The sequence below is a fragment of the Streptomyces sp. NPDC059679 genome, assembly GCF_042734105.1.
Lineage (GTDB): Bacteria > Actinomycetota > Actinomycetes > Streptomycetales > Streptomycetaceae > Streptomyces.
In genome coordinates this window covers 77,303-102,688 of sequence record NZ_JBHWES010000007.1, presented here as the reverse complement: position 1 = coordinate 102,688, position 25,386 = coordinate 77,303, and the positions used below count along the sequence as shown (strand labels likewise).

The following is a 25,386-nucleotide window of genomic DNA, read 5'->3' as shown; positions in this document are numbered from 1 at the left end:
CCGTGCCTACCCCCTTGGTGGCTTCTGCGGTGAGGAGCTGTTATCGGATGGGTGGGGCCTGCTGCTCGCGCTCCTTGCGCTCCTTTTCCGCGGCCTCGAAAGCGGCAGTGAACTCGGCCAGTTCCTGCTCGGTCATCAGTGTGATGCCCAGCTTGGTGGCAACGTCCGTGATCTTGGCTGTGGCCTCGGTGTGAGCGGCCTCCGACGCGGCGTCGTCCAGTAGCACCTCGAACTCGGCGTGGTAACCCCACGCCTCGCTCCACTTGACAGCGATCTCGACGCCGTCGAAGCGGAAGTTGTGCCGGAAGTTGAACGCCTCGTGCATCACGTCCTCGAAGCCGAGGGCGTTGAATAGCGTGACTGCAGCGGTCACGTCAGCCGGGGCAATGGCGAACTCAGTCTCCGCAAAGGCCGCACCCTGTCCGATCTTGCTTCCCTTGAGGGTGATCTTGGCGGTGCCTTGCGCAGTGTTGTCGGTGACTTTCAGCAGCTGGTCAGACAATACGTAGAAGTAGATACGCTTGTCGTCTGAGCCCAGGTCCTCGCCGTCCCGCTTCAAACGGTCGATGAGCTGATCATGAGCATCCTTACTGAAGCGGGCACGCATCTCGATCTCGACGGGCATAGGGATATCGCCTCCTGGTTCAGGCATGAGGGGGCCAGCCGGACCGACTCCATGGCCGCTATTCGGTCCGGGTGGAGGATGTGCAGTTGATGGTCAAGAGCGGGTGATGCGGCCGGCATTGCCTGACCGCATCACCCAGCTGGTTCAGTCGCTCAGTCCAGGTCGCCGAAACGTTCCCGGACCACACCTTGGTGCAGATAGGTCGGCAGCTGCACGCCCCCCACGGACGTACGACCAGTGGCCACTTGCTCCTCCGTCTCGCTGGGGAAGCCCTCCAGGAGCCGCAGGCACTGGTCCACCCACTCACGTGACTTGGGCCGGTCACCCAAGTCACGGTGGCGTACCGCCAAGGCGTAGGCGGTCTCGGTCGCTGCCCAGCGGTCGGTCGTCAGTTCCCGCTGGAAGATCGACTCCAACTCCTCGGCGGAGGCCAAGCGGGTCTGGTTGGTCATGGTGCCCTTTCAGATCGGTTGGTCGTGCCCTGGTGGTGCTCAACGCGTCGACGCCCGGGTAGTGACGCCAAGCCCGGTATCAGTACGTGTAGATCTCCGCGAGCGTCTTGTAGTCCTGCAGTTCGTCCTTGTCGAACCACAGCTCCACCTCCTGCTGTGCCTCCTCTTTGTTCCCAGAGGCGTGCACGAGGTTGGCCACGGCCTTGCCCGAGGCTGTGCTGGCGGCTGAGCTGTAGTGTGAGAGGTCACCTCGCACCGTTCCTGCCGGAGCCTGGTTCGGGTAGGTGCTGCCGACGATCTTCCGCACGGTGGCGATGGAGTCGAACCCTTCCAGCACCAAGGCAATGACCGGCCCTTGCTGCATGAACGTCGCTGTGACGCTGTAGACCTCCGAGCCCAAGCGCTCCTCAAGGTCGAAGTAGTGCCGCCGGGTGAACTCCGCGTCCATCCACTTCATCTTGGTACCGACGATCTTCAGCGCGGCGTCCTCAAATCGGGAAATAATCCTCCCTGCCAGGCCACGTGCGAGCGCATCGGGCTTGAGCAGGACGAGCGTGCGCTCTACGGCGTGTGCCTGTTCCTCAGCCATTGACTCCCTTTCGGCTTGTGTACAAAGGAACATGACGGCAGATCAGCCATCATGTGCTGAGGTTACCTGCGTCCACCTGGCCGCTCGGACGCACAGGCGTTCACCCGGACGAGCGACGTCGAGAACACTGCTGCTGACCAGCGGGCCAAGGCTCTGTTTCAGCCAAGTGCCGTGGTCGGCCTATCCGCTGGCTACACTCGTCTAGAATCCCCTTGACGTCGGCTGACACTCTCGCGCACAGCTGGGCGGCCACTCAGGGGCTCACGCATCCCGCAGGCAACCCGGCCCCTGGTGGCCTACATCCTTCTGGAGCGCCCCCGGTATGGCCATGAAGCGCCAGTGCAGCCGGAGTGCACCTTCAGTGCGCATGTTCCTGCACCGAGAGCGACAGCGACGGAGGGGTAGCTGTGGACGTGATCGAGCTTTGGAACGGTCGTTACGCCTGCCTGTTGCAATCTGCCCTCCGCCTCACCAACGAACAGTTCGCCGACCGGCTCGGGATCGCTGTGAGAACGGTGGCCGCCTGGCACTCCGACTCAGCCGTAGTACCGCGTAGGGAGATGCAGCAGCTTCTCGATACAGTCCACGAGCAGGCTCCGTCAGCGGCACGACAGCGGTTCGCACTTCTCGTCACCAACGAACGAAGATCAGCGGTATCGGGACCGGCTGGCGCCCAAGCCCTGCGCGTCGCCATTGCCGTGGTCATCAAAGACGACGCGGTGCTGCTGGTATGCCGCAGAGACGACGCGACCGGTATCACCTGGCAGTTTCCAGCCGGTGTCATCAAGCCCGGCGCAAAGGCAGAGACAGCGACCGTGCGAGAAACTCTGGATGAGACCAGTGTGCACTGCGCGGTCCGGCAGCGCCTTGGAACCCGACTCCACCCCGTGACCGGCGTGCTGTGCGAGTACTTCCTCTGCGAGTATCTCGCGGGCGAGGCCACCAACACCGACACTGTCGAGAACGTGGATGTGATGTGGATTCCCAGAAAGGCGGTGACCCGTTTCATCCCCGTAGATAGGATTTTCCCACCCGCGCTGGCCGTCCTGGAGGAGCAGACGTGAAGCAACAAGGCACTGATGAGCGTCCCGGCATCGCCGCAGCCATCATCGTCCACAAAGGACGCGTCCTGATGGTCCGGCGCCGGGTCAGCGAGGGCCAGCTCTCCTGGCAATTCCCTGCTGGCGAGATCGAGCCCGGCGAAGCTTGCGAGGAGGCCGCTGTACGGGAGGCCAAGGAAGAGACAGGACTCGGTGTGACTGTCGTCAGACTACTCGGCGAGCGTGTCCACCCAGCGACTGGCAGGCTAATGTCCTACATTGCCTGCGAGGTGGCGAGCGGCACCGCGCACGTAGCGGACACCGAAGAGCTTGACAAGCTTGCCTGGCTGACCCGTGATGAAATCCCGGAGTACGTGCCGTACAGCCTGTTCGGACCGGTTCAGCAACACTTGGACGCAACGCTGGACTGACCTGCCAAGCTCAGGCAGCGAGGCAGCCAGATCCTGCTCACGCCGATCACCGTAACGAACCAAAGTCAGCTATCAAGCTGCGCTCCGCTGAGCCTGCCGGTTTTCGTTGCTGAGCGTTTCAATGCTGTCAGCCAACTGCTTGGTGGCGGCATTATGGCCGCGACGTCTTCCGGCACAGCCGCTCGCCAGCCGGCGCCTCCGAGGGGCGGCCGGACATCGCCGACCCGTGATGGCACCAGCGCGAGACCCAACTGTGCAGCGTGCCGGGTTCGACGCCAAGTTCCTCAGCAAAGTCTCCCATCATCACGCCGTGCGCTGCCTCGCGAGACGCTGACGGCGCGCCTCGTAGAGAACGACGGAGGTGGCGTTCGACGCGTTCAGGGAGCTGGCCGAGCCTGTCATCGGAATGCTGATCACATGGTCGCAGAGCTCACGCCAGGCCGCACTGAGGCCCGCGGTCTCGTTGCCGATCAGCAGCAGGACCGGCTGGGCCAGGTCGAATTCCGAGACGTCGGCGTCGCCGTTCTCGTCCGTGCCGACGACGGCCACCTGCCGCCCCCGAGCGCGCTCCTTCTCAAGCCACTCCATGACCTCATGGTGCGACTGACTGCGCACCACGGGCACAGCGAAGAACGATCCCGTGGAGGCACGTACCGACTTGGGGTCGTAGGGGTCCGCAGCGTGCCCCGTAACGATGAGCCCGTCGGCACCGAACGCATCGGCGGACCGCACGATGCTTCCGATGTTGCCGGGCTGCGTCGGCCGATCGAAGACGACACCGAGGAAGTCACCGTGAATCTTGATCCGCGACAGGCTGTCAGGCGCCATCTCGACCACGGCCAGAACTTCCGCAGCCCCATCGGCCTTCTCGCTGAGCTCCGCGAGTAGCTGCGGCGCCATCGCAACACGCTCAGGTCCAACACTGCGCAGCAGGTCCTCAGCCCAGCGCGAGAGCGGGCGGCTGGCGTCGTACAGCAGGGAACGAATGGTCCAGCCATGCTTCACAGCCATCGTGATCGGCCGTACGCCCTGGACCAGAAACTTCTTCGCACGCCCCCGCTTGGTGCGGTTGTTGAGCAGCGTCTCTAGCTGCTGAAAATGGGCGTTGCGGGTCGTGATCTGCTGTAATGCCACCCGTCCTCCAAGCCGAAGATGATCGAGGTCTCAACGTGCAACTCAGGGTCAGGGAATCCCCCGCAGATTAAATGCTCCAGCCGGAACTCGCCATTTCCACCGGTCAACAGCGTGGAGTGCAGGATCAGCGATGATGCGTCGGCAGGCACGGTCTTCCACTCGGATCACGAGGCGCAGGGAACTCCATGATCTTGGAAGCCGTGCCTGTCACGTTCCCAGGACACCGCCAAGCCTGAACCATCCGGAAGTCTGCTGAAGGTATCGGATTCTTGGCCAGCACAATTGCAATTCTGTCGGAGTGCGGGCGAACGCGCCCGGCCGCGTGCAGACGATCGTACTCAGCTATGTCCGCGCCGGAGTCAGCTCTACCTCCTGTACGCGGGGCTTCGGTGTAGTCGCGAACGTGCGAAACAGGCCGACAGCGGGGACGAGGCTTGGGGCAGATCCTGCACTCGAGGGATGCGGCACGCCTGCCTCGCTAGCGGTCGGCGTGGCCACGGGGCCCGGCGCTCCGGCCCAGGAGAGCATCGAGCATCAAGGACGAACCCCCCTCAGCAGAGGCGTCACAGCAGCCGTGCGGTCAACGGACTTGCCGACTGGATACGTGGCAACAGCGGCCCTCGATCGCAACTCCCCGTCGTGCCGTACGTGCCAGTTCCTCGACAGCCCCACGATCTTGGCGTGACTGGGCGGCGGCAACCATCTCTCCTTGATCCGAGGAGTGGTACCTGGAGCCTTCTATGTGCGCTTGCTTGCGCTACGTGCACTCACCGATCATTCCATGCTGCTAATGCGATGCACGGACAAATTGTCCGTAGGTTTCTCCCGCAAGCCACTTGACTAGTCGCAGAACTGGGGTAGTTGCACCGGTGGCTCGAATCTTCGCGTTCTTGAGCGAAGTTGGAAGTGAGCGTCTCGCCGGATGGGGAGCGTGTCCCCGCGAACGGCCGTGACTTGCATGCCCGCGACGTTTCCGGGTGCGCTCGCCAACCCTGACTCGGTTAACAGATGGTCACCACACCTGTGGGGCTAGACAGGCTCCGTACCCTGATCGGGAGTGCTCCTCCGCGAAAGGAATGAACCGCCGATGAGTGACAGCCTGACGCTGGGAGATCGCCTCCGTGTCGCACGCAGGACGCGGAAGCTGTCAGCCGCCCAGCTCGCAGCCAAGGTGGCGATCTCGCCAAGCTATGTCCAGAAACTTGAGTCCGGCGCCCGGAAGGCCACACCGTCGCTGGTCTTGGCGCTGGCCACCGCGCTGCACTTCGGGCCAGAAGTGCTTACCGGGCAGCCGTATTACGGCGAGCCCGAGGCCGAGGATGCAGTGCACGCAGTCATCCCTGAACTGCGCCGGCTGTTGCTCTGCTACGACTCTCCTGACGAGCTCGAGATCGCGCCCCGTGCGCTACCGGTGCTGGCATCGGAGGTGGACCAGGTCTCCGCGCTACGACGCGATGCCCGCTACGCGCCGATGGGGCCGCTGTTGCCGCCGATCATCGCCGAGTTGACCCATGTGGCGTTGAACGCCCACGACCGGGAGCAGCGGCAGGCGTACTGGCATCTGGCACGCGCCTACCGGGCGGTCAACTCGTTGGCCCACAAAATGGGCCACCATGATCTTTCCAACACGGCGTTGGAGCGGGTGCGGTGGGCAGCCGACCAATCGGGGGACCCGCTGATGCAGATCACGGCTGGCTACCTTGTGGCAGGGGCAATGCTGCGGCAGGGGGCCTACGCCTCCGCTCGCCGGAAACTGTTGAAGCTGCGCGCTGAGCTCGAACGACTCCAGCCGGAGCATTCCTTCACGAACGACGCGCTGGCAGTTGACGGCGCCCTCCTGCTCAAGTTGGCCGTCATCGAGTCACGGAAGAACAACACGGAGACCGCTCGCGCCTTCCTGGACGAGGCGGAGGAGGTCGCGCGGATGGCTGGGGGGCGGGATGTCCTGGCCTACGAGACGTCGTTCGGGCCTACAAATATCCGCATCCATGACGTGCACGTGCTCATCGACATGGGCGACAACGAGCAGGCCCTCGCCCGGCTGGCCGAGTGGGCGCCGTCCGGCGCTGCGGAGTGGGCCCCTCCAGCGACGACGGTCGGCGAGCGTTCCAGCCATCACCACATCGACCTGGCGTCAGCCAAACTCGCCCTCGGCGATCGGACCGGAGCCTTTACGGATCTGCGGCAGGCACGGAAGATCGCACCGAACCACACACGATTCCACCCGTCCGTGCGCGAGACCACCTCCGCACTGCTGCGCCTGGAGACGCATCCGTCCAACGAGCTTTCAACCTTCGGTAACTGGGCTGGCATTACCACACACTGACGTAGTGTCAAGTAACTGTCCGTAGATTCCTGTGGACAGACTGTCCGCTCACAACGCTTGCACAGTGGAATGGTCTCCTCACAACCAGTTGTGAGGAGACCATCTCCATGTCCGATGCCAAGCGGGGCGCTGCGGCCCAGCCGCCTCGATGGATGCCCGCCGGTGACGAATCCGACCTCTGCCCGGCAGGCGAGTGGTGGGACGCCATCCGTGCGTGCGAGGCGATCGGCCTGCGCGCCATCGAGTTACTTGAGGAAGCAGGCCATGCTGTCGGGCCGGTGATCCTCCATCACGAGGGCCTGGAACCGCGACTTTATTTCCTCGTACCCATCGGCGCGAGCAGCAATTGGAACGAGCCGGGCACTGTTGCCCTCGGCCACAGCTGCCATGTCGTCATACCTCCAATGAGTAAGACCTCTCCGCCTGGCTTGCACTGGCACAACCTGCCGTCTGGGCCACGTGTCTTTTCGGAACGTGAGCCATTGCGTCGGGCATTGGTAAAGGCCCGAAGGGAGCAGCAAGATTCCCCTCCGAAGTCGCCTTCCTAGAAGGCCAGGTGAGGATGGAACCCACCGGTCCAATTTGACCACCTAGGCCATGTTGACGTCAGGCTTCCGCTCTCAGAACTCCGTCTTCTGTGTCCATATCGTCCCCCATTCAGTCGCCAATATCTATCGACAGGAGGCCCTGTGCGTAGCATCGATTCCGTCAATGGCGCCTTTCGTCAGTCCGTCGATGTACGCACCGACGTGCCACACTCGGCGCGCATGTACGACTACTACTTGGGTGGGAAGGATAACTACGAAGTCGATCGCGCTGCCGCCGAAAAGGTCGTGAAGGTGTTCCCTAATATCCGAACCGCTGCTCGAGCAAACCGGGAATTTCTCGGTCGGGCGGTTCGTTACCTCTCGGCGGAGCAGGGTGTCCAGCAATTTCTTGACATTGGAACCGGCATTCCCGCGTCTGGGAATACGCATGAAATCGCGCAAGAAGTAACGCCATGTGCCCGCATCGTCTACGTCGACAACGATCCGATTGTGTTGGCGCACGCTGCCGCCCTACTGATCAGCAACAAGGCTGGTGCAACGGCCTACATCGATGCCGACTTGAGAGACCCTGGATCCATTTTGGCGGACCCCGAGCTCACGCGAGTGTTGGACTTGCGTCAGCCGGTCGGACTGCTGCTCGTGGCAATTCTGCATTTTATTCAGGATGGAGACGATCCCTGGACGATCGTCTCCACTCTGCTAGATGCTCTACCGGTAGGCAGCTATCTCGTTGTGACTCATGCGACTGGAGATTTTGCGCCGGGAGAGTGGGCTAAAATCCAGAGTGAGTACCGATCCAGCGGTATATCTGCGCAAGTACGCAGTCACGTCGAAGTGAGCCGTTTCTTTACCGGCCTGGAGATGGTTTCCCCAGGATTGCAGGTGGTCTCGAGATGGCGCCCGAACACGGTGCCAAGCGACCCAGATTTTGCTGTCTCCTGTTACGGGGCTGTCGCGCGAAAGCGCTGACCGCTCACACTCGTCGGTGACCTCGATCCCTAGTCTGGCCGTCGGGGTCTAATCGCGATTTGAGCTTTAGGCCCCCTACTCCGGGGCTGCCCCGTTGTGCGCCCGGTCCTTTCGTCCCTTCTCCTTCCGTTCCATCGTCGCTCGAGGATCTGATGACCCAGTCCGTAGACGTAGTGTTCTGGTTTCTGCTGCTGGCTTTGGCCTCTGTGGGAGCCATGGCTTTCCGATATCGGAGATCGGCCGTGGTGCGGGCCCAGCGGGTAAGGGTCCTGGAGCAGGAAGCCGCGGTCCTTGAGCGGGAGCTCTCGGTGCGGAATGCGGAGGCTCGTCATCTGGTGGAGCAGCGGTTGCCTGCCGCAGCGAACCAGTTGTGGAGCGGTCAGCGTGCTGATGTGCCTGCTCTGCTGCACACCGAGTTGGCCGGGACACCGTTCGCAGGCTCCCAGGATGCTGTGATCCAGCTGTTCGCGAAGGTTGGTGAGCAGGCTGGGCAGAGGGCGGAGGAGGCTGCCCAGGCGGCGGTTAAGGCGGTCACGCGGTCGGTGCAGGCCCTGGTCAATGAACAGCAGGGTGCTGTGTCCGCCATGCTCGATCGCCACTCTGACCCGCAGGTTCTGGCGGATGCGAACGCGATCGACCACACGAGCAGCCAGCTGGGTCGGCGAGCTCAGGTTCTGGGGATGCTGACTGGTTCCTGGCCTGGGCGGCAGCGGGTCACGTCTCCGTTGCTGGATGTTGTGCGAGGTGGGGCCAGTCGTATCCGTGATTTCGCCCGCATAGATGTCAACGGCGAGCTGCCGGTCTCGGTGGTGAGTCGGGCGGTCGAGCCGGTGGTGCTGGCTGTTGCCGAGTTGCTGGACAACGCGGCTCGCCACTCCGAGCCGAGTGCGACGGTGCAGGTGTGGTTCCAGCAGAGCCATAACGGTGTGGGCATTGTCATCGACGATTCTGGTGTCGGGCTCAAGCCCGAAGACCAGGACTTGGCAGCAAGGTTGCTTGCCGGCCGCGATCCGGTCCTGCTGACGCGGCTGCGTAGTCCGCTGAAGCTTGGTTTCGCCGCGGTGGGACTGCTGGCTGCCCGCTACGGATTCGCGGCCAGCGTCGATGCGTCCTCGCCTTTCGGTGGAACCCGCGCGGTGGTCTACCTGCCCAAGGACCTGCTCACCACCGCCACTGACCACGTGCCGGGCGCGGCTTCGGCCACGGTTGCGAGTACGGCACCAGGCCCGGCAGTGGTAGGACCTGCCGCTCCGGCGGTTTCGCCGCGGCCCACGCCGGCGACGGCGCCCGTACCGCAACCGTCTTCGGATTTGGGGCAGCCGTCTCAGTCGAGGCCCGATGGGTTGCCGCAGCGCCGCAGGCGCCAGCCGCAGCAGTATTCCGCCGCCGATGGGCCGCGCATGCAGACCCCGATGAACTCCGGCCGCGGCCTTGGTGCGCTCATTCGTGGCCGCCGGGCCGCGCGGGACCAGATGAACACCGGTGAAAGGAACGTCTGATCATGAACACCGTTGCTCGCTCTTCTCATCCCAGTCTGGGCTGGATCCTGGACGAGCACATCCTGTCGCTGGCTCACACCAAGCGTGCTCTGCTGCTGTCCGCCGACGGCCTGACGGTCGCCAGCTCGCAGGGCGTGGACCGTGCTTTGGCCGAGCGTATGGCCGCGGCTGTGTCCGGGTTGCAGTCGCTGAGCCGGGAGGCTGCCGAGTTTGCCGACTGTCAGCAGCAGCCGTGGGAGCTGACCATGATCCAGTACGGGGAGGGCTACGTCTTCCTCATGGCCGCTGCTGAGGGGACTTACCTGGCTGTCTCCGCGTCCAAGAAGGCTGACATCGAGGCGATTTCCTACGCCATGGAGAAGACGATCGACCGGCTGGGTCAGGAGATGGGTGTCGGGTCGCGGGGAACCTCGGGTATGGGGTCATGACCGTGTCCCGGCGCGGCGACCGGGATGGCGGGCTGGTGCGGCCCTACGTTGTTACGGGTGGCCGGTCGGCCCCGAGCCGCAACCACTTCGATCACCTCACGCTTGTGATCGTCCGGCATGAGGTTCCGCGTTCTCATCTGACGGCGGAGCGGCGCCGGGTGGTGGAGCTGTGTCTGCCGGGCGCCTTGTCCGTCGCCGAGATCAGTGCCCATCTGGGGCTGCCGGTCAGTGTCTTGTGTTTCCCGCTGGCCGACTTGATGGACAGCGGCCACATCACAACCCGCGCCCCGATTCCCCCAGCCAAGCAGCCCGATCCAGACCTTTTGAAGGCAGTGCTTCATGGACTCCGCGCCCTTTGACCCACCGGCCGACACCGCCTATCTGCGTGGCCACGAGACGGCTGTGAAGATCGTGATCGCGGGGGCTTTCGGTGTCGGCAAGACCACCTTCATCGGCTCCCTGTCCGAGATACGCCCGCTGCGTACCGAGGAAGACATGACCGCGGCCAGTGTCGGGACCGACGATCTGGAGGGTCTGCCGGGCAAAACCTCCACGACGGTCGCCATGGATTTCGGCCGTCTGTCGCTGAGCGATCAGCTGGTGCTGTACCTGTTCGGCGCCCCCGGGCAGATACGGTTCCAGCGTTTCCTCGCGGACCTCACACGCGGCGCCCTCGGCGCGCTGATCCTCGTCGACACCCGCCGTCTGGAAGACAGCTACGACATCATCGGCCGGCTGGAGGAGCTCGACCTCCCGTACGCCATTGCCGTCAACACCTTCCCTGATGCGCCGGCCTACAGCCTGGGGCAGTTGCGCGAGGCGATGGATCTGCCCGAGCGCACGCCGCTGGTCATGTGTGATGCCCGCGAGCGTCAGAGCTCCAGGGATGCGCTGATCGGTCTCGTGGAGTATCTGCTCACTCTCCACCCGGAGCCCGCCCGATGACCATGCCTCCCTCTCCTTCCGTCTCAACGTTCGGCCGATCGTCCGGCGGCTGCCCCTACGGCCGTCCTGTTGCCGACAGCTACGCGAGGCCGATCCCGATTTACGGCCCGGAGTTCAGCGCCAATCCGCGTGCCACCTATGAGCGGCTGCGCGCTATGGGCCCGATTGCCCCGGTGGAGATCGCCCCCGGCGTGTTCGGGATGATCACCACGACCTACCAGGCCGCCCTCTACCTGCTGCGCAACACCCCGGAGAAGTTCGCCAAGGACCCTGTGCACTGGTCGGCGTTGCAGGCCGGGCAGGTGCCCGCCGACTGCCCGGCGCTGCCGATGATGCAGCGCCGCCCCAACGCGCTGTGGATGGACGGACCGGTGCACGCCCGTCTGCGGCAGTCCATCACCGACAGCCTGAACCTGGTCGACACGCACGCACTGGCCGCCACGGTCACCCGCATCACCGACACCCTCATCGATCAGTTTGCCGCCCGCGGGCAGGCCGATCTGGTCTCCGACCTCGCCGGTCAGGTTCCGACACTGGTCCTGATCGAGATGTTCGGCAGCCCGCCCGACCTCGGCCGGCGCATCGTCCTGGCCATGGCAAAGCTCTTCGACACCGCCCATGACGCGGTACAGGCAAACGCCGACCTGGAGGCCGCCTGCCTGGAGCTGACCCGTCTCAAGCGGCGCAGCCCCAGCCAGGACGTCACCTCTTGGCTGCTGGCACACTCCGCCGGGCTGAGTGACCCGGAGATGGTTCAGCAGATCCTCCTCATCTTCGGAGCGGCCAGTCAGCCGTGCACCGATCTGATCTGCAACGCCTTGCTGTTGATGATCAACGATGACCGGTTCGCCGGGAACGTGTACGACGGTGTGCAGCCCGTCGGTGACGCTCTCGACGATGTGCTGTGGGAAGACCCACCCGTCGCCAACTACTGCCCGCTCTACCCCCGCAGCCCGGGCACGTACGAGAACATCCCGCTCCAACCCGGTGTGCCGATCCTGGTCAGCTTCGCCGCGGCCAACAGCGACCCCCAGCTCACCGCCTACGCCGACCGGCGCGCGGGCAACGCAGCCCACCTGTCCTTCAGCGCGGGAGTGCACGGCTGTGCGGCCCCTGATCTGGCCCGGCTCATCTGCGAGACCGCGGTCGAGCGCGTCCTGGACCGCCTCCCCGACCTCACCCTCGCCTGCACCCGGGAGCAGCTCACCCGCCGGCCCGGCACATTCATGTCCGGCTGGGCCGCCCTCCCCGTCACCTTCCCACCCGCCACCGCCACTTCTGGAGGCCACTCATGGACACCCGTCACACCGCCCCCGCCTCCGGCTGCCCCTTCCGCCTCGACCCCAACGGCCACAACATCCACGCCGAATCCGCCCGTCTCCGCGCCCTGGGCCCCGCCACCCCGGTAGAGCTGCCCGGCCGTGTGACCGCCTGGTCCATCACCGATCCGGATCTGGCCATACGGCTCCTCACCAACCCGCGCATCTCCAAGGACGCACACCGCCACTGGCCGGCCTTCATCCGCGGCGACATCCCCGCCGACTGGCCGCTGCGGATCTGGGTCTACGTCCGCAACGCACTGACCGCCTACGGGCCCGAACACACCCGGCTGCGCCGCCTGCTGCGCCCCGCGTTCACCCCTCGCCGTATCAACGCTCTCGCCCCGAGGATCGAAGAGATCACCACCGGCCTCCTCGACGATCTGGACACCAGCGCCGCCGACGAGGTCGTGGATCTGCGAGCGCGCTTCGCGTGGATGCTGCCGCTCCTGGTCGCCAATACCCTCCTGGGTGTCCCGGACGACATGCACGATGCCTTCCGCGACAGGATCGGCTTCATCTTCGCCACCCACCTGTCCGAGGAACAGGCCACCGCGAACAACACCGAGCTGTACCAGCTCCTCGTCGACCTCGTCGCCACCAAGCGCACCGCGCTGAAGGACGACGTCACCAGCGCCCTCATCCAGGCACACGATGACGAGACCGGATCCAAACTCACCGAGGAGGAACTCCTCGACAGCCTCCTGCTGCTGATCGGCGCCGGCCACGAGACCACCGTGAATCTCCTCGACCACGGCATCGTCAACCTCCTCACCCACCCCGCCACACTCGCGCTGCTCCGAGGTGGCCACGCCTCGTGGCCCGACATGGTCGAGGAAACCCTCCGGCACCAGGCACCGGTCGCCAACATCATCATGCGATTCCCGACCGAGGACATCGACGACCCAGGCACGGGCCTGACGCTGCGCCGTGGCGAGCCGATCCTCATCAACTACGCCGCCATCGGCCGCGACCCCGACGGCCACGGCGAGGCGGCCGACCAGTTCGACATCACCCGGCCCACCCGCCGCGAACACCTCGCCTTCGGCCACGGGGCGCACTACTGCCTCGGAGCGGAACTCGCCCGCCTCGAAGCCCGCATCGCACTCCGCGCCCTGTTCAACCGCTTCCCCCACCTGACCCTCGCCGTCCCGCCAAGCGAGCTACGCCCGCTCGAATCCTTCATCTCCAACGGCCACCAATCCCTGCCCGTGCACCTGCGCCCGAAGACCATTCAGGCTGGCTAACAGCACCCGGAGCATGCTCTGCGGGCACAGCGCCCCCATGCGGCCCGAACGAAACATACGGCGCCCACGACGAGCCAGTCCGCCACATCCATCAGCAGGCCCTCGTCGCCATATCCCCAGCCGAGACAGGCGTGTTCAGCACCGCCCTTGTCTCCTCGCCGAGCCAGCTTTCCCAGCCGGCCTTCCCGGAAAGTGACATGCTGACCACAAAATCCCAGGTGATCGCGGCGGCGCTGCGCCAACAGCTCGCAGACGGCGAGCTGCCCCCGGAGGCGCTGTCTCAAAGCGGTCTTCTCGCACAGCGCTTCAATGTCAGCGCGCCTGTGGTGCGTGCCGCCGTGCGGAGCCTGACAGAGGAGGAAGTGGTAGCCCTGACTCCGTCGGGCTACAAGACCGTGCCCAACCGCTTGGCCACCTGCACGACGTCGGGTGTAGACCGCGTCCAGCAACACATCCTGGAGAACATAGCCTCGGGTCAGTACAAGCCGGGTGACCTGGTGCCTACGGGCGCCGCGCTTGCGCAGCGTCTCGGTGTATCGACCAGTACGGCAAGCAATGCGCTGAGCCGCCTCAAGGACAACGGGGTACTCCATGGCGGCCCGGGAAAGACAGGAACACGCGTCGCGGTCCCTGGACAGAAACGACCGCCGACCACTGCTGAGCGCGTCAGACAGCTGGCCGCCATCCTCCAGAAGCAGATCGCGGACGGTACGTACCCGCCCGGCACACTGCTGCCTGCCAACCGGACGCTCGTCGCCGCACACCGGGTCCCGCAGCATGTGGTGTTCAAGGCCATCAAGATCCTCGTCGCCGAAGGACTCGTGGAATCCCTTGGCTCAATCGGCAAGATCGTCCGAGACCCGAAGAAGGCCGGCGAACGACAACTGCTGAGCAAGCCTGAGCAGCTCATTGCCGCGCTCCGCCGCGACATCCTCAACGGCACCCTGAACCCCGGTGACCCTTTACCAAGCACTCCAGAACTCGCCCGCCGCTATGGCACGAGTCAGACGTCCGCCAGCAAGACGCTGCCGAAACTTCTGTCCGAAAAGATCATCCAACGGGCCCGCCCGGGCAACACCACGACCACCATCGCGGCCGCCCGGCAGATGTCATCGCAGGGAAGGTTCTGGATCACCTCCCCGGACACCTGGCGCCAACCACCCACATGCACATCGACCACCCAGGAGCCATCCGATCCCGGGGCCGTTCGCGGTGACACCCTCCGGCAGCCACCGACTCACGCCTGACCACACCACCCAACCCGTAAATCCCCACCATGCGGCACCCGTCTGCCCGCGGACACAGTCAAGGAACCGACTCCATGCCTCAGGACACCGCATACATTGCCCCGACCGGCCGCAGAGCTGGAGGTCTGGCGCTGATCACCGATGAGGCCGGCAGAGTGCTGCCCGTCCGGCCCACCTACAACACGACGGAGGACGGCACCAGGGAGGACCGTTTAGATCAGCTTCCCGGCGGGGGCGCACAGCCCGGCGAGACGGACTGGGACGCCAGCCGACGGGAGGTGTGGGAGGAAACGGGGCTCTCGATCATCCCGAGCGAGCTGCTGGTCAAGGACTACATGCCCGCCGCCCCCACGGCCGCCGAGGGCTACAACTTCGTCTATGACTGCGGGAAGCTCACCGCCCGCCAGATCACCGAAATCAGGCTCCCCGAGGCTGCTCCCGGGGAGCAACCAGAGCTGGACGCCTTCATCCTCATCGCCCGCGATGACCTCGCCCACCGCACCGAGCCCGCCATGGCTGCCCGGATCGCGCGCAGGACGGCGAACCTGTACGCCGGGACCCCGATCCACAGCGCCGCATAGCCCCAGCCCGCTTCCCGCTTCCCCAGCACGGTCAACCCCAGAGGTCCCAACATGCCCGACCCGTCCCCCTTGGCGCGCCGGAACATCATGTTCGTCCGCGTCTCCTGGCACCTGGGAGCTGCGACCGGCGTTGACCGGGCCGTCACCACTCTGGCCTTTGCCCTTGCCCACGCCGGGCATCGTGTCGTCATCGCCACCGCCGCCGAACAGCCCGACGGTGTCGGGCCTCCGGGTGTACTCGTCGAGCAACTCGATCTGCCCATCACCCTGCCCTGCACACCACAGATCCTGCGCAACGCCCTCGTCACCAGCAACCAGAAGATCCTGAACAGCCTGTACGACCTGGTCGTTCGGCATCAAAGCGACACCGTGGTGTGCGTGGGCGCGTTGTCGGGGCTGGGCCGCCTGCCTACCGATCTGCCGGACGGCGTCCAGCGTGCGCTGATGGTGCCCACGCTCCAGCAGGAACCGGAACTGGACATGCCGTCGGCCCTGGCCCACGCGGACACCATCATCACCTCCTGCGATGCCGTCCTGCAGCAGGCCACGGCCGCGGCCTGGCCCACCCGCAGGTGGTGCGTTGTCCCGATCCCTCCACTGCATGGCCCCGCCCGCGGACCTTCCGCTGCTCCCGTGGCGCGACGGGCCGAGGGGCCGGTGAGGGTGCTGGCTCCGGCTGGCCCGGATGTGGGTGTTCTCGGAGTGATTGCAGCCGCCAAAGCGTGGCATCGCACCGTGGAGATCGCCCTGGATCACCCCGGGCTGGGCGACGTACGCGGTACAGGCGTGTTGCGGCAGCAGTGCCAGGCCCTCGCCGACCAGGCCCCGAACATCACACTGCAGCCGACGCCTGGCTGGGCAGAAGTATCCAACTGGCTGGCCGGCGCCGCCGCAGTGATCATCCCGTGCCTTCGGCCCACCAGCAGCCTGACCGCCCTGGAAGCCCTCAGCCGGGGCACACCCGTCATCGCCTACAACACCGCCGTCCTGGCCGAACTGCTCCAGCCCCTCCAACACGGGCCCCGCCGCCTGCTCGCCGACGTCATGCACGGGCCGAACGCACTGCTGTTCCTCACCGACAGGCTGCTCGCCGACCCGGCTTCCTACCGCACAACCTGCCATGCCGCCCACCACCACACCCAGGACTTCCAGCCCGCCCGCATCGCGGACCTGTTCTGCTCCGCCGTACCCATGAACAACACCAGCCGGACGAACCGCCCCGCCCCACCGCGGATGGACTGATCGATGACCGACTGCATCACCGTCCGGGTGCGCGCTGACGACCCCGTCTCAGAGGCCGGGTTGACCGGTCTGCTGCGTCCCTACCCCGAGATACGCCTGCTGCACGACGACCCCGGCGCCGCCGCTGTAACCGTGGTGACCACGGATGCCGTCGACCCAGCCGGCTACCAACTGCTGCGCACGGTGCAGCAGAGCGGCCCGTCGCGGCTGGTCCTGCTGGTGCCCCGCCTCCAGGACCACCAGGTGGGGCTGGCCGCCGAATGCGGGATCGCCGGGATCATGTGGCGGGCTGGCGCCACCGCGCCCCGGCTGAAGCAGGTGATCCAGGCCGTGGCCAGGGGAGACGGCCACATCCCGCCAGACCTTCAAGAACGGCTGCTTCGCCTGGTTGGCCGACTGTACGGAGGGCAGCACGGACCAGGCAACGCTCGTATGGCCGAGCGGGAGATCGCGATCCTGAGGCTGGTCGCCGACGGATTGGACACCTCGGATATCGCTCACAAGCTGGGCTATTCAGAGCGCACGATCAAGGGCGCTCTGCACGACGTGATGAACCGACACCAGCTGTCCAACCGGGCCCACGCCGTGGCCTTCGCCCTGCGCAAGGGCCTGATCTGACCCGCCCTCCCCCCTGCATTCGACGAGGACTCACCAAACATGACTGTGACCACCCCGGTCACCCGAGACCGTGACGGCTCCCAGAACACTTTCGCCATCGTCAGCTCGAACTTCGAAGGCAACAGCGTAGGGGATCCTGGTCGCCGACGGGCCATGCACGCCACCATGACCGGCATCGGCCCGGCATTCTGCTGCGGTAAGAGTGCGACCTCGCCCTCGCCAAGAACCGCAAGCTCTTCTACGAGGACGAGGAGGCACTTGGCCTGCGCGGCTGGATCGGCTCCAAGAAGGAAAGACCAAGCGGCTCACCGAAATATTCGTCGACCAGTCCAATATGGCATTGAAATTGCGTCCAGCCCGGAGAATCCACAAAAATACGCCGAAGGGGCACCCAGCGGTGAACTGCGCGTGGTTTGCTGGAACGTGGAGCACAATGGCCGCGGGCGCAGCGGCAGTGAGGACAATCGCCGTCTGGCACACAGCATTCTCGCCGGATACCAGCCCCATATCGTATTCCGGCAGGAACTGACCGGCGCGTGGGAAAACGGCAGGCATGACCTGTACGAGGAAGCCTCCGCGCTCGGCGGACTAATTCCGGTCATGTCGGCCCCGAAAGAGGGCCGTAGCCGCAACCCGGTCGGGGTGATGGTCGACCCGCAGCTCTTCCAGATCGATACCCATACTGATCACGATCTGCCCTGGAAGCAGATCTGCCACGTACAGGTCTGCCTCAAGGGGTGCCCCAAGCCGATCCAACTGGCGTCAGCCCACCTGTGTCATTTCGACCCCACCATGCGTGCCACAGAGGCTCGCCGGCTCACCGTTCTCGCCGACCACGGCGGCACCGCCCTGATTGGGATGGACGCCAACAGCTACCCCTACCGCACCAGAGACGAAATCACCGAACCTCTCGACTGGGATCAGGTCGACGACGCCGTCCACTTCGAGCACCGCACCATCGAGCGAGACGGCCGACGCGTCTCCGACACCCGACCGAGCGAGATCCTCTCTGGCGGCAAGGGCATCTTCACCGACCTCGCCCACCATGCTGGAACCGTTCTGAAACAGCCAGGCGCCCTGGCCGCCACGGCCAGCCTGAAGCGTAAGGACCAAGGGCCCCCGCAGCGCATCGACGTCGTGTTCGGCACCCCTGATTTGACCCCCGCCCTGCGCAGCTTCGAAGCCGTCGCCACTCCCGACGTGCGACGAGTGTCCGACCACGCGCTGCTGGTCGCCCGGTTCGATCTCGCCGTACTCCACCGCATCCTCACAGCCACTCACTAACGCAGCGTCCGTTCCTCGGCCCCTCTGCATCACCACCCCCACCATGAGACAGGAGACGTCTTGGCTCACGCGAGCTTGTGCACCGACCATCCCGGCTGGACCGAGACCGAGTCCGGCCGCTGGCACCGGCTCCTGTCCAACGAACGGGGCGCCACCTGGGTGACTTCCTGGACCGGGCAAGCCCTCGACTTCATGCCTCTGGCGGGAGACGGACGCCTTCCAGAGCTCACCTACACCCATTGCCGTCGGCTTCTTCCCCCGGCCGCGCCGCGTCAGCTCACCAACGCGCTGTCCATCCTGGGAACGATCGTGCGGGTCTCGAACCCTTCGCTGTGGGACGCCCTGTGCGTCGCGATCCTGCAGCAGCGGCAAGTCCGTCCCGACAACGGCCATGGGCTTTATCGTCGCTGGTGCACCCTTTATGGGCCCGCCAGTGAAGGACCGCACGGACCGCTCCGTCTTCCGCCCACTCCGCAGACGCTGCTCGAGCTTCCCAACAGCGCCTTCGAGAAGGCCAAGGCGGCTTTCTACCGTCCGTCACTGCGGTCCGCCGCCGCGGCCTACCAGGCCCACGGCCACGCCTGGAGACAGCTCACCGGCACCGAGCTGGTCACCGCGCTGAGGGGCATCAACCGGGTTGGCCCCTCGACCGCCGCCGCAGCCGCCGCCGACTACCTGGGCGATTTCACCCTCTATCCGCACCACGACCTCACCCTGCGCACCTTCGCCCACCGCGCGGCTCCCGACGCAGGCATCCCCATAGAGGAAGAGCCCTTCACCCGCCAGTGGACGGCATGGGCCACCACCCCGGGCCAACTGCGCACCCTGACGCTGGCCACCCTCGCCGTCGGCAACCACGTCCCCGCCTCCACCACCCTGGCCACATGACGAACACGCCCCCGCACACACGCAGCGAACCCCGGACTGAGAACGAGACCCGCACACACGATCACCTCAGCGAGGACGACGCCTTCCGCGCAACGCCGTTCTGGGTCATCGACTTCGAGGGAACGACACCACGAGGCCATCGCCCGGAACCGATCGAGGTCGCCGTCCTAGCCGTCCAGCACCGGCCCGGCGTGGGCCCGCTGCCTACCGGATTTACCTTCCGCTCCTTCATCAAGCCGCCCGGACACGCCCCGCTCACCCCCAGGGACACTGCCCAGACCGGCATCCGTCCTCAAGACCTCGCGGACGCCTCACCCGCCCCCGTGGTGCTCGCCGAGCTCGAGTCGCAGGTGCCCGAGGGACCTGTCCTGCTGGTCGCCCACCATGCCCCCGTCGGGGCCGGGTTCCTGTACGCCTACCGCGACGCCTGCCCCCGGCTGGCCCTCACTCCCTTGATCGACACCGTGCTCCTGGCCCGCACCGTCCACCCCACTTTGGACTCCTACCGGCTGGACGCGCTCATCAGCCACCTCAAACTCCCGCCCCCCGCCCGGCGGCACCGGGCCATGGATGACGTGTCGATCACCGTCCGCGTCTTCCGAAAGCTCCTCGGCGACGCCGCGCGCTGCGGACTGCTCACGTCCCTGGCCGACCTGACCCGCATCGCCGGCCGATCCCCGAAAGCCCCCGCGCCCCACCAGCCCGGCCTCTTCTAGGCCCCTGCCGCACCTTCTGGAGCAGCACTTCATGCCCGAAACCGCCCAAGCTCCCTCACCGCCTCTGCTCCACGCCGCAGCCTCCGCCCTACCGGGCGGCCCGCGTGCGGCGCCGAGGCCGCGGTGGCACGGTGGCCAGGACGTCCCTGACGGCTTGCCGATCGCCCGCAGCCAGGTGTGGCTGTTCGTGCCCGACGGGCGGATCATCGTGCTCACTGACGCGGCCAGAGGCAGGCGGTTCTGGCTTCCCGGCGGCCCGGTCCCAGACGACGACAGCAGTCCTGCCGCCGTGGCCCGCGTCGCCAGCCAGCAGGCACAGCTGGACATCGAGGCTCCCCACTACCTCGGGTATCTCGAATACGTTCAGGAAGAAATCAAGCAGGACGAGACCGGAACGAACATGGAGTATCGGATCTGCGCCGCTGTCAGCCTGGCCGCAGTCATCAGCAAGGTCCAGCCCAGTGCTCCAGTTTCCGGTAGCCGTCAGATGTTCAGGCGTCTGTGTGTCGCCCCGCACCAGGCCGTCGCCCTCCTCGGCCTGGGCCCAACTGGCCACGATCAGGCCCGCATGGCGCTCACCGCCACCAACGCGTTGCGGGCCGTGCCCACCATGGCTCCGTCCGCGATCGACGAACTGCCGGCCGAGGGGAGCAGCCTGTGACATGGCGCCGCCGATCCGCCACGCCTCCCACCGATAGCACTCCGGAGTCCGAACTTCTGCTGTTCGGCGGGCCTCTTCGGTATGACCAGGGCTGGAACGCACACGACGACCAAACCCTCCAGTTGGGTCTGCGGGCGGTAGTGCGGCGACTGCCGCACCTGCTCGCAGTGACCGTGCGCCTGGCCTGGCAAGCCGACAAGCGCGCCCTTCAGACAGTGGCTGTCGCCGAGATCGGCCGCGGTGTCGCGCAGGCGATCGGCCTGGTCGCGGTCAACCATGTCCTGGCCGCCCTGCTGGCCGACGGCACCATGGCCGACCGCCTCCGCGACGCCGGCCCCGCGCTCTGGACGGTCACCGTGACCGCGCTCATCGGCGCGCTGCTGACCGCAGCTTCCACCGCCCACACCGGACGCCTGGAACCAAAGATCGAGCGCCTGGCCACCGAGCGGTACCTTGGCGGCGCCGCCCGGGTCGAGATGGCGGCCGTGGAGGACGATGACTTCCACCGGCTGCTCGACAGCGCCCAGCACGGTGCCGGCGCCTCGCGCCGCATGCTCAAATACTGCACCTCCGTCGTCAACGCACTGCTCTCACTCATCGCCGCAGCCTCCGTCCTGACCGTGCTGCATCCGCTGCTGCTGCCCCTGCTGGTCACCATGACGCTGCCCAGAGCCTGGGCCACCTTGACCATCGCCCGGCGCCACTACGCCTCCTGGCACACCTGGACACAGCACACCAGGGCCGGACACCTACTGGGCCGGTTGCTGATCTCCACTGACGCAGCAGCCGAGATTCGTGTCCACGGCGTCGGCCCCTTCCTTCTCACCCACTACCGGTCCATGGCCTCGACCGCCGTGAGCGAGCAGACGCGCCTTGCCCGCCTTGCCGCCCGTACCGGACTGGTTGCCGCCGCTCTCACCGGAATCGCCACGGCAGCCGTCTACCTCACCCTGGGCGGCCTGCTGTGGACCGGCGCGATGTCCCTGTCCGTCGCAGGGACCGCGGTGCTCGCCATCCGCACCGGATCGGCCAGCTTGGACAACGTGGTCGTGCAGATCAACTACCTCAACGGGGAAGCCATGTTCGTCGGCGACCTGGAGCGCCTGGCCTTCGAGACCACCCGCCGGGCCATTCCCACAGGTGGCCTGCCACTGCCCAAACAACCCACCGAGATCCTCTTCGAAGACGTCACTTTCACCTACCCCGGGACGGACAGCGAACCGTCCCTCGAGCGGGTCAGCCTGACCATCCCGACAGGGAAGATCGTCGCCCTGGTCGGCGAGAACGGCTCCGGGAAGAGCACCCTGATCAAACTCCTGTGCGGCCTCTACGCCCCGGACAGCGGCCACATCCGGTGGGACGACATCGACACCGCTCACGCCGACCGGCACCAGCTGTTCTCCCGCGTCGCCGTCGTCGGCCAGGACTTCTACCGCTGGCCCTTCACGGCCAAGGTCAACATCGCCATCGGCCGATCCGAGGTGCCCGTCACCGACGAGCGGCTGGACGTGGCCGCCGCGTACGCCGACGCAGAGGCGGTCATCGATGGCCTCCCACGCGGCTGGGACACCCTCCTCGCCCGCGGATACCGCGGTGGCCACCAGCTCAGCGGCGGCCAGTGGCAACGCCTGAGCATCGCCCGAGCCCGCTACCGCGACGCCGACATCCTCATCGTCGACGAACCCACCGCTGCCCTCGATGCCCGCGCCGAGCAGCAGGTCTTCGACCAGATCCAGCAACTGGCCGCCCACGGCCAGACCATCGTGCTCATCACACACCGCCTCGCATCCGTCCGCCACGCCGACGTCATCCACGTCCTCAAGGACGGCCGCCTCGCTGAGACGGGAGACTTCCACTCCCTCATGCACGACGAGACCAAACCAGGGATCTTCCGAAGCCTGTACCGTCTCCAGGCCCGCCAATACCAGCCCGACAAACCAGCAGTAGCCACACAATCCGTGGGCGGGCAGGTCCATCGGCCCGACGCCCTCAGCAACGGCAGCCCCCAATAACGACATCACCGGCCAGGAAACCCGACCCGCCTGGCCCGGCCACTCCAAGCAGCCAGCGACGCCGGGAAGCCTCTCGCCGCACGGACAGACCCACCGCGGTTCCCCAACCGCGGCCACTCAGTTAAACGCACATAAAGGATATGAAAACGGCATGAAACGATTCGTTCCTCGGTTCCGGGGCGAGCCCTGGCCGAAGGCCACGCGCGTCCTACAGATCTACGGCCTGCCGGACCTCACCCGGCACCCGGCCCTCCAGACACTGGTCGACGGCTGCCACACCGCCATGAAGGACTGGCCGACCCACCCCGTCCCCCTGCACATCACGCTGGAGATGATCACCGACGCGCACGCCCAGGACATCAACGACAGCGAGCGCAAAGACCTGATCGACTCCCTGCACGAACACCTGGCGAATGCCACCCCGTGGACGGGACTGGCCGGACCTCCGATCACCAACAAGACCGGAGCCCTCCTCGACCTCCACCCCGACCCGGGCCTGGAAAACCTCCACGAGCGCATCCGCGCTGCCGTGCACGCGGTCCGCGGTCCGCGGTCCACTCAGTACGACGTACTGCCCGCTCACCTCAGCATCGGATACGCCCATTCGCGGGCGTGCTCCGACACCTTGCAAAGCGCCCTGCGCCGTGTCCGGCCCAGCCATGCCGCCCTCACCATCGACACCGTCGACCTCGTCGAAGTGGGCTTCGACCAGGTACCAGTCGCAGAGGCCCCACGGACCGCCTACGCAATCCACTGGAACTCTATCGCCACCATCACGCTCGGAGACCGCCATGCCACCTGAGACCGCAACCAGCCACAGCCCCGAACCTCAGACACCCAGTCCTGGTGAATCTGACGACTGGTTCCGCTTCGGCACGTACAACCTGTTAAATCTGCAGATGCCGCGCACCCCGGCGCAATGGACCAGATACGAGCTCATCGTGGCCGTCATCACCGAGATCTACCGGGGGCGAGCCGGAGCCCTCGCGGTACAGGAGATCATCGGGGACACCCGGGCCAAGGCAGGCCGGGTGCTGCGCATGCTGGCTGACGACACCGGCCTGCGGTGCAACGCCGTGCCCGCAGGCCGCACCAAGCCGGTGGCCGCCCTCGCGTCCAGCCAGGCCCGCGGGCGCGGCTCGGTCCGCCACCACGTGGGCATGCTCTGGACACCTGAAGTACAGCCTGTACCGGGCGGGATGCGCGCCTACGACGGGGGCCCCGACCTCCTGCACGCCATGCTCACCCTGATCCTCGACGCCGGCGGCCCCGTCCCTGTCAAATGGGCCGCCTACCACGCTGACCCCCTCCGCCCGCGCAGAAGGTTCGACGAAGCCCATTGCGTACTGTCCGCCTTCCAGGACGAACGCGTACCCGGTGCGGTGGGGGCCGACTGGAACAACATCTCAGCGGACAGGCGCCCCAACGGCCACTACTACGACGAAGACCCGTACACACACCAGAACCACCGCAAATTGCGGTACCAGATCAAATGGAACCCGGATGACCCGAACGCGAAGACAGCCGACCGGGACGCTACCGAGTTCCTGCGTCGTGAACCCGGCGGCCTGCACGATATCGCCGCCGTCCTGGACGTGCCGTGGACGCCATCGTGCGGCCACTGGGTCGACGAACACGGCCGCACTGACGACTTCGGTCTCCGTCGGATCGACACCATCCGTGCCACCGCAGACCTCGCCCGCGTCGCCCGAGCCCACACCACCCACCACAGCCCACACAGCAAAAAAGCATCCGACCACGTCCCTGTCACCAGCGACTTCGCCCTCGCCGAGATCGAGATAGCCGCATGAAAAAGTTCCTGACACCCGCCCGCCTGTGGGGCACCCCGGGTGGACCGGACGAAGATTGGATCAGACCCCACGTCCTGTGGCTTCCCCAACACCTGCCACAAGTCGTCGCCTATTTTCACCAACTTCGCCAGATCGTCGATGCCTACCCCGATGTCGTGACGCCCGTCGCCGACGAGAACCTCCACTGCACCATCCAGTCGGTCAAGAACCGAGCCGCTGACGGGCAGAGCATCAGCCCCGAGCACCTCAAGACTGCCAGCCGGGCGATCCAGCACCATCTGGCCGATCTTGAGCCGTTCGATATCGAGGTCGGTCCCGTCTCGCTGAGCGGTTCCGCCGCCACCGCCGCTATCTGGCCCGAGGAAGGTCCCGCAGAACTCAACCGGAGGGTCCGAGCAGGACTGCTGGACGCCAGCTTCGTACTGCCGCCGCCCGAAGAACACTTCTGGCCGCACATCTCCGTCGGCTATGGCAAGCAGGACTGCCACATACCCTGGCTCGCCGCGCGCGCGGACGAGCTCGCTTCCGCCCTTGTCACAGGCATCCGCCCTGGTATCCGCACCACGGCAACCATCAATTCCATATGGCTGGTCTGGGAACGCCAGGATGTTCCGAACAACACCTACACGTTCACGCCCGTCCATGAACTGCACCTCGGGTACAAGGCATGAACCGCAACCTGTCGACGGCCAGCCAATTGCCCATCCCGAACGTCACGTAATGGCCCATGGGAACGCTGACGCCGCAACCATCGGAGACCTGGAGACGGTTAGC

General features: G+C 65.9%; 26 protein-coding genes. 22 read left to right on the top strand and 4 right to left on the bottom strand.

All coding sequences use genetic code 11. The features are described from left to right. Positions 1 to 40: 40 nt before the first annotated feature. The 3 genes from ACFV2X_RS11120 to ACFV2X_RS11110 form a co-directional block, all read right to left on the bottom strand. Positions 41 to 625, bottom strand: a complete 585-nt coding sequence (locus ACFV2X_RS11120) for a hypothetical protein (protein WP_385614249.1) — start codon at positions 623 to 625, stop codon at positions 41 to 43. 152 nt (positions 626 to 777) lie between these two features. Then, the gene (locus ACFV2X_RS11115; RefSeq protein WP_385614248.1) at positions 778 to 1,077 is read right to left on the bottom strand and encodes a hypothetical protein; all 300 of its coding nucleotides are present in this window, start codon (positions 1,075 to 1,077) and stop codon (positions 778 to 780) included. Positions 1,078 to 1,156: 79 nt separating this feature from the next. Beyond that, positions 1,157 to 1,666, bottom strand: a complete 510-nt coding sequence (locus ACFV2X_RS11110; protein WP_385614247.1) for a nucleoside-diphosphate kinase — start codon at positions 1,664 to 1,666, stop codon at positions 1,157 to 1,159. Between the two features lie 407 nt (positions 1,667 to 2,073). On the opposite strand from ACFV2X_RS11110, the gene ACFV2X_RS11105 reads away from it, so the two are divergent. Next, positions 2,074 to 2,730 carry an NUDIX hydrolase gene (locus ACFV2X_RS11105; protein WP_385614244.1) on the top strand — a complete coding sequence of 219 codons (657 nt, stop codon included), beginning with the start codon at positions 2,074 to 2,076 and terminating at the stop codon, positions 2,728 to 2,730. Further along, positions 2,727 to 3,137 carry an NUDIX hydrolase gene (locus ACFV2X_RS11100; protein ID WP_385614241.1) on the top strand — a complete coding sequence of 137 codons (411 nt, stop codon included), beginning with the start codon at positions 2,727 to 2,729 and terminating at the stop codon, positions 3,135 to 3,137. Before ACFV2X_RS11105 ends, ACFV2X_RS11100 begins: the two co-directional genes overlap by 4 nt. A gap of 303 nt (positions 3,138 to 3,440) precedes the next feature. Here ACFV2X_RS11100 and ACFV2X_RS11095 read toward each other — a convergent pair whose 3' ends face one another. Continuing rightward, positions 3,441 to 4,271 carry an RNA methyltransferase gene (locus tag ACFV2X_RS11095; RefSeq protein WP_385614239.1) on the bottom strand — a complete coding sequence of 277 codons (831 nt, stop codon included), beginning with the start codon at positions 4,269 to 4,271 and terminating at the stop codon, positions 3,441 to 3,443. 1,087 nt (positions 4,272 to 5,358) lie between these two features. Here ACFV2X_RS11095 and ACFV2X_RS11090 point away from each other — a divergent pair. From ACFV2X_RS11090 to ACFV2X_RS10995, 20 genes are all read left to right on the top strand, one after another. Beyond that, positions 5,359 to 6,597 carry a helix-turn-helix domain-containing protein gene (locus ACFV2X_RS11090; RefSeq protein WP_385614237.1) on the top strand — a complete coding sequence of 413 codons (1,239 nt, stop codon included), beginning with the start codon at positions 5,359 to 5,361 and terminating at the stop codon, positions 6,595 to 6,597. A gap of 689 nt (positions 6,598 to 7,286) precedes the next feature. Beyond that, complete coding sequence (locus ACFV2X_RS11085) at positions 7,287 to 8,114, top strand: SAM-dependent methyltransferase (protein WP_385614234.1); 828 nt, start codon at positions 7,287 to 7,289, stop codon at positions 8,112 to 8,114. A 152-nt stretch (positions 8,115 to 8,266) separates the two neighbouring features. After that, positions 8,267 to 9,613 (top strand): ATP-binding protein, encoded by a 1,347-nt coding sequence (locus ACFV2X_RS11080; protein ID WP_385614231.1) that lies wholly within the window; start codon positions 8,267 to 8,269, stop codon positions 9,611 to 9,613. A gap of 2 nt (positions 9,614 to 9,615) precedes the next feature. Next, complete coding sequence (locus ACFV2X_RS11075) at positions 9,616 to 10,041, top strand: roadblock/LC7 domain-containing protein (RefSeq protein WP_385614229.1); 426 nt, start codon at positions 9,616 to 9,618, stop codon at positions 10,039 to 10,041. Beyond that, positions 10,038 to 10,400, top strand: a complete 363-nt coding sequence (locus ACFV2X_RS11070) for a DUF742 domain-containing protein (RefSeq protein ID WP_385614227.1) — start codon at positions 10,038 to 10,040, stop codon at positions 10,398 to 10,400. Before ACFV2X_RS11075 ends, ACFV2X_RS11070 begins: the two co-directional genes overlap by 4 nt. Continuing rightward, positions 10,381 to 10,986 carry an ATP/GTP-binding protein gene (locus ACFV2X_RS11065; protein ID WP_385614225.1) on the top strand — a complete coding sequence of 202 codons (606 nt, stop codon included), beginning with the start codon at positions 10,381 to 10,383 and terminating at the stop codon, positions 10,984 to 10,986. Before ACFV2X_RS11070 ends, ACFV2X_RS11065 begins: the two co-directional genes overlap by 20 nt. Before the next feature lie 173 nt (positions 10,987 to 11,159). Continuing rightward, a complete protein-coding gene (locus ACFV2X_RS11060; RefSeq protein ID WP_385614223.1) occupies positions 11,160 to 12,395 on the top strand; it encodes a cytochrome P450 in 1,236 nt (411 codons plus the stop codon). Next, on the top strand, positions 12,278 to 13,552 hold the full coding sequence (locus tag ACFV2X_RS11055) for a cytochrome P450 (protein ID WP_385614221.1): 1,275 nt from the start codon (positions 12,278 to 12,280) through the stop codon (positions 13,550 to 13,552). Before ACFV2X_RS11060 ends, ACFV2X_RS11055 begins: the two co-directional genes overlap by 118 nt. A gap of 131 nt (positions 13,553 to 13,683) precedes the next feature. Next, positions 13,684 to 14,799, top strand: a complete 1,116-nt coding sequence (locus tag ACFV2X_RS11050; protein ID WP_385614218.1) for a GntR family transcriptional regulator — start codon at positions 13,684 to 13,686, stop codon at positions 14,797 to 14,799. Between the two features lie 74 nt (positions 14,800 to 14,873). Then, on the top strand, positions 14,874 to 15,380 hold the full coding sequence (locus ACFV2X_RS11045; protein WP_385614216.1) for an NUDIX domain-containing protein: 507 nt from the start codon (positions 14,874 to 14,876) through the stop codon (positions 15,378 to 15,380). A gap of 51 nt (positions 15,381 to 15,431) precedes the next feature. Continuing rightward, entirely contained in the window at positions 15,432 to 16,622 is a 1,191-nt protein-coding gene (locus tag ACFV2X_RS11040) for a glycosyltransferase (RefSeq protein WP_385614213.1), read from the top strand. Between the two features lie 3 nt (positions 16,623 to 16,625). Continuing rightward, positions 16,626 to 17,240: a LuxR C-terminal-related transcriptional regulator gene (locus ACFV2X_RS11035; RefSeq protein WP_385614210.1), complete on the top strand. Its 615-nt coding sequence runs from the start codon at positions 16,626 to 16,628 to the stop codon at positions 17,238 to 17,240. A gap of 39 nt (positions 17,241 to 17,279) precedes the next feature. Further along, complete coding sequence (locus ACFV2X_RS11030; RefSeq protein WP_385614208.1) at positions 17,280 to 18,524, top strand: endonuclease/exonuclease/phosphatase family protein; 1,245 nt, start codon at positions 17,280 to 17,282, stop codon at positions 18,522 to 18,524. Between the two features lie 60 nt (positions 18,525 to 18,584). Next, complete coding sequence (locus tag ACFV2X_RS11025; protein WP_385614206.1) at positions 18,585 to 19,412, top strand: hypothetical protein; 828 nt, start codon at positions 18,585 to 18,587, stop codon at positions 19,410 to 19,412. After that, the gene (locus ACFV2X_RS11020; protein WP_385614203.1) at positions 19,409 to 20,128 is read left to right on the top strand and encodes a PolC-type DNA polymerase III; all 720 of its coding nucleotides are present in this window, start codon (positions 19,409 to 19,411) and stop codon (positions 20,126 to 20,128) included. The genes ACFV2X_RS11025 and ACFV2X_RS11020 overlap by 4 nt, the downstream gene beginning before the upstream one ends. A 154-nt stretch (positions 20,129 to 20,282) precedes the next feature. After that, positions 20,283 to 20,789: a hypothetical protein gene (locus ACFV2X_RS11015; RefSeq protein WP_385614201.1), complete on the top strand. Its 507-nt coding sequence runs from the start codon at positions 20,283 to 20,285 to the stop codon at positions 20,787 to 20,789. Further along, entirely contained in the window at positions 20,786 to 22,801 is a 2,016-nt protein-coding gene (locus ACFV2X_RS11010; protein WP_385614199.1) for an ABC transporter ATP-binding protein, read from the top strand. Before ACFV2X_RS11015 ends, ACFV2X_RS11010 begins: the two co-directional genes overlap by 4 nt. A 151-nt stretch (positions 22,802 to 22,952) precedes the next feature. Further along, on the top strand, positions 22,953 to 23,603 hold the full coding sequence (locus tag ACFV2X_RS11005) for a 2'-5' RNA ligase family protein (RefSeq protein ID WP_385614196.1): 651 nt from the start codon (positions 22,953 to 22,955) through the stop codon (positions 23,601 to 23,603). After that, a complete protein-coding gene (locus tag ACFV2X_RS11000; RefSeq protein WP_385614193.1) occupies positions 23,593 to 24,612 on the top strand; it encodes a hypothetical protein in 1,020 nt (339 codons plus the stop codon). The genes ACFV2X_RS11005 and ACFV2X_RS11000 overlap by 11 nt, the downstream gene beginning before the upstream one ends. Beyond that, the gene (locus ACFV2X_RS10995) at positions 24,609 to 25,283 is read left to right on the top strand and encodes a 2'-5' RNA ligase family protein (protein WP_385614191.1); all 675 of its coding nucleotides are present in this window, start codon (positions 24,609 to 24,611) and stop codon (positions 25,281 to 25,283) included. The genes ACFV2X_RS11000 and ACFV2X_RS10995 overlap by 4 nt, the downstream gene beginning before the upstream one ends. Positions 25,284 to 25,386: the final 103 nt, after the last annotated feature.

Bases quoted from the DNA above. Each gene is read 5' to 3' on its own strand.
- ACFV2X_RS11120 (WP_385614249.1), bottom strand. From the start codon at position 625: ATGCCCGTCGAGATCGAGATGCGTGCCCGCTTCAGTAAGGATGCTCAT.
- ACFV2X_RS11115 (WP_385614248.1), bottom strand. From the start codon at position 1,077: ATGACCAACCAGACCCGCTTGGCCTCCGCCGAGGAGTTGGAGTCGATC.
- ACFV2X_RS11110 (WP_385614247.1), bottom strand. From the start codon at position 1,666: ATGGCTGAGGAACAGGCACACGCCGTAGAGCGCACGCTCGTCCTGCTC.
- ACFV2X_RS11090 (WP_385614237.1), top strand. From the start codon at position 5,359: ATGAGTGACAGCCTGACGCTGGGAGATCGCCTCCGTGTCGCACGCAGG.
- ACFV2X_RS11080 (WP_385614231.1), top strand. From the start codon at position 8,267: ATGACCCAGTCCGTAGACGTAGTGTTCTGGTTTCTGCTGCTGGCTTTG.
- ACFV2X_RS11075 (WP_385614229.1), top strand. From the start codon at position 9,616: ATGAACACCGTTGCTCGCTCTTCTCATCCCAGTCTGGGCTGGATCCTG.
- ACFV2X_RS11070 (WP_385614227.1), top strand. From the start codon at position 10,038: ATGACCGTGTCCCGGCGCGGCGACCGGGATGGCGGGCTGGTGCGGCCC.
- ACFV2X_RS11065 (WP_385614225.1), top strand. From the start codon at position 10,381: ATGGACTCCGCGCCCTTTGACCCACCGGCCGACACCGCCTATCTGCGT.
- ACFV2X_RS11055 (WP_385614221.1), top strand. From the start codon at position 12,278: ATGGACACCCGTCACACCGCCCCCGCCTCCGGCTGCCCCTTCCGCCTC.
- ACFV2X_RS11045 (WP_385614216.1), top strand. From the start codon at position 14,874: ATGCCTCAGGACACCGCATACATTGCCCCGACCGGCCGCAGAGCTGGA.
- ACFV2X_RS11040 (WP_385614213.1), top strand. From the start codon at position 15,432: ATGCCCGACCCGTCCCCCTTGGCGCGCCGGAACATCATGTTCGTCCGC.
- ACFV2X_RS11035 (WP_385614210.1), top strand. From the start codon at position 16,626: ATGACCGACTGCATCACCGTCCGGGTGCGCGCTGACGACCCCGTCTCA.
- ACFV2X_RS11030 (WP_385614208.1), top strand. From the start codon at position 17,280: ATGACTGTGACCACCCCGGTCACCCGAGACCGTGACGGCTCCCAGAAC.
- ACFV2X_RS11020 (WP_385614203.1), top strand. From the start codon at position 19,409: ATGACGAACACGCCCCCGCACACACGCAGCGAACCCCGGACTGAGAAC.
- ACFV2X_RS11005 (WP_385614196.1), top strand. From the start codon at position 22,953: ATGAAACGATTCGTTCCTCGGTTCCGGGGCGAGCCCTGGCCGAAGGCC.
- ACFV2X_RS11000 (WP_385614193.1), top strand. From the start codon at position 23,593: ATGCCACCTGAGACCGCAACCAGCCACAGCCCCGAACCTCAGACACCC.
- ACFV2X_RS10995 (WP_385614191.1), top strand. From the start codon at position 24,609: ATGAAAAAGTTCCTGACACCCGCCCGCCTGTGGGGCACCCCGGGTGGA.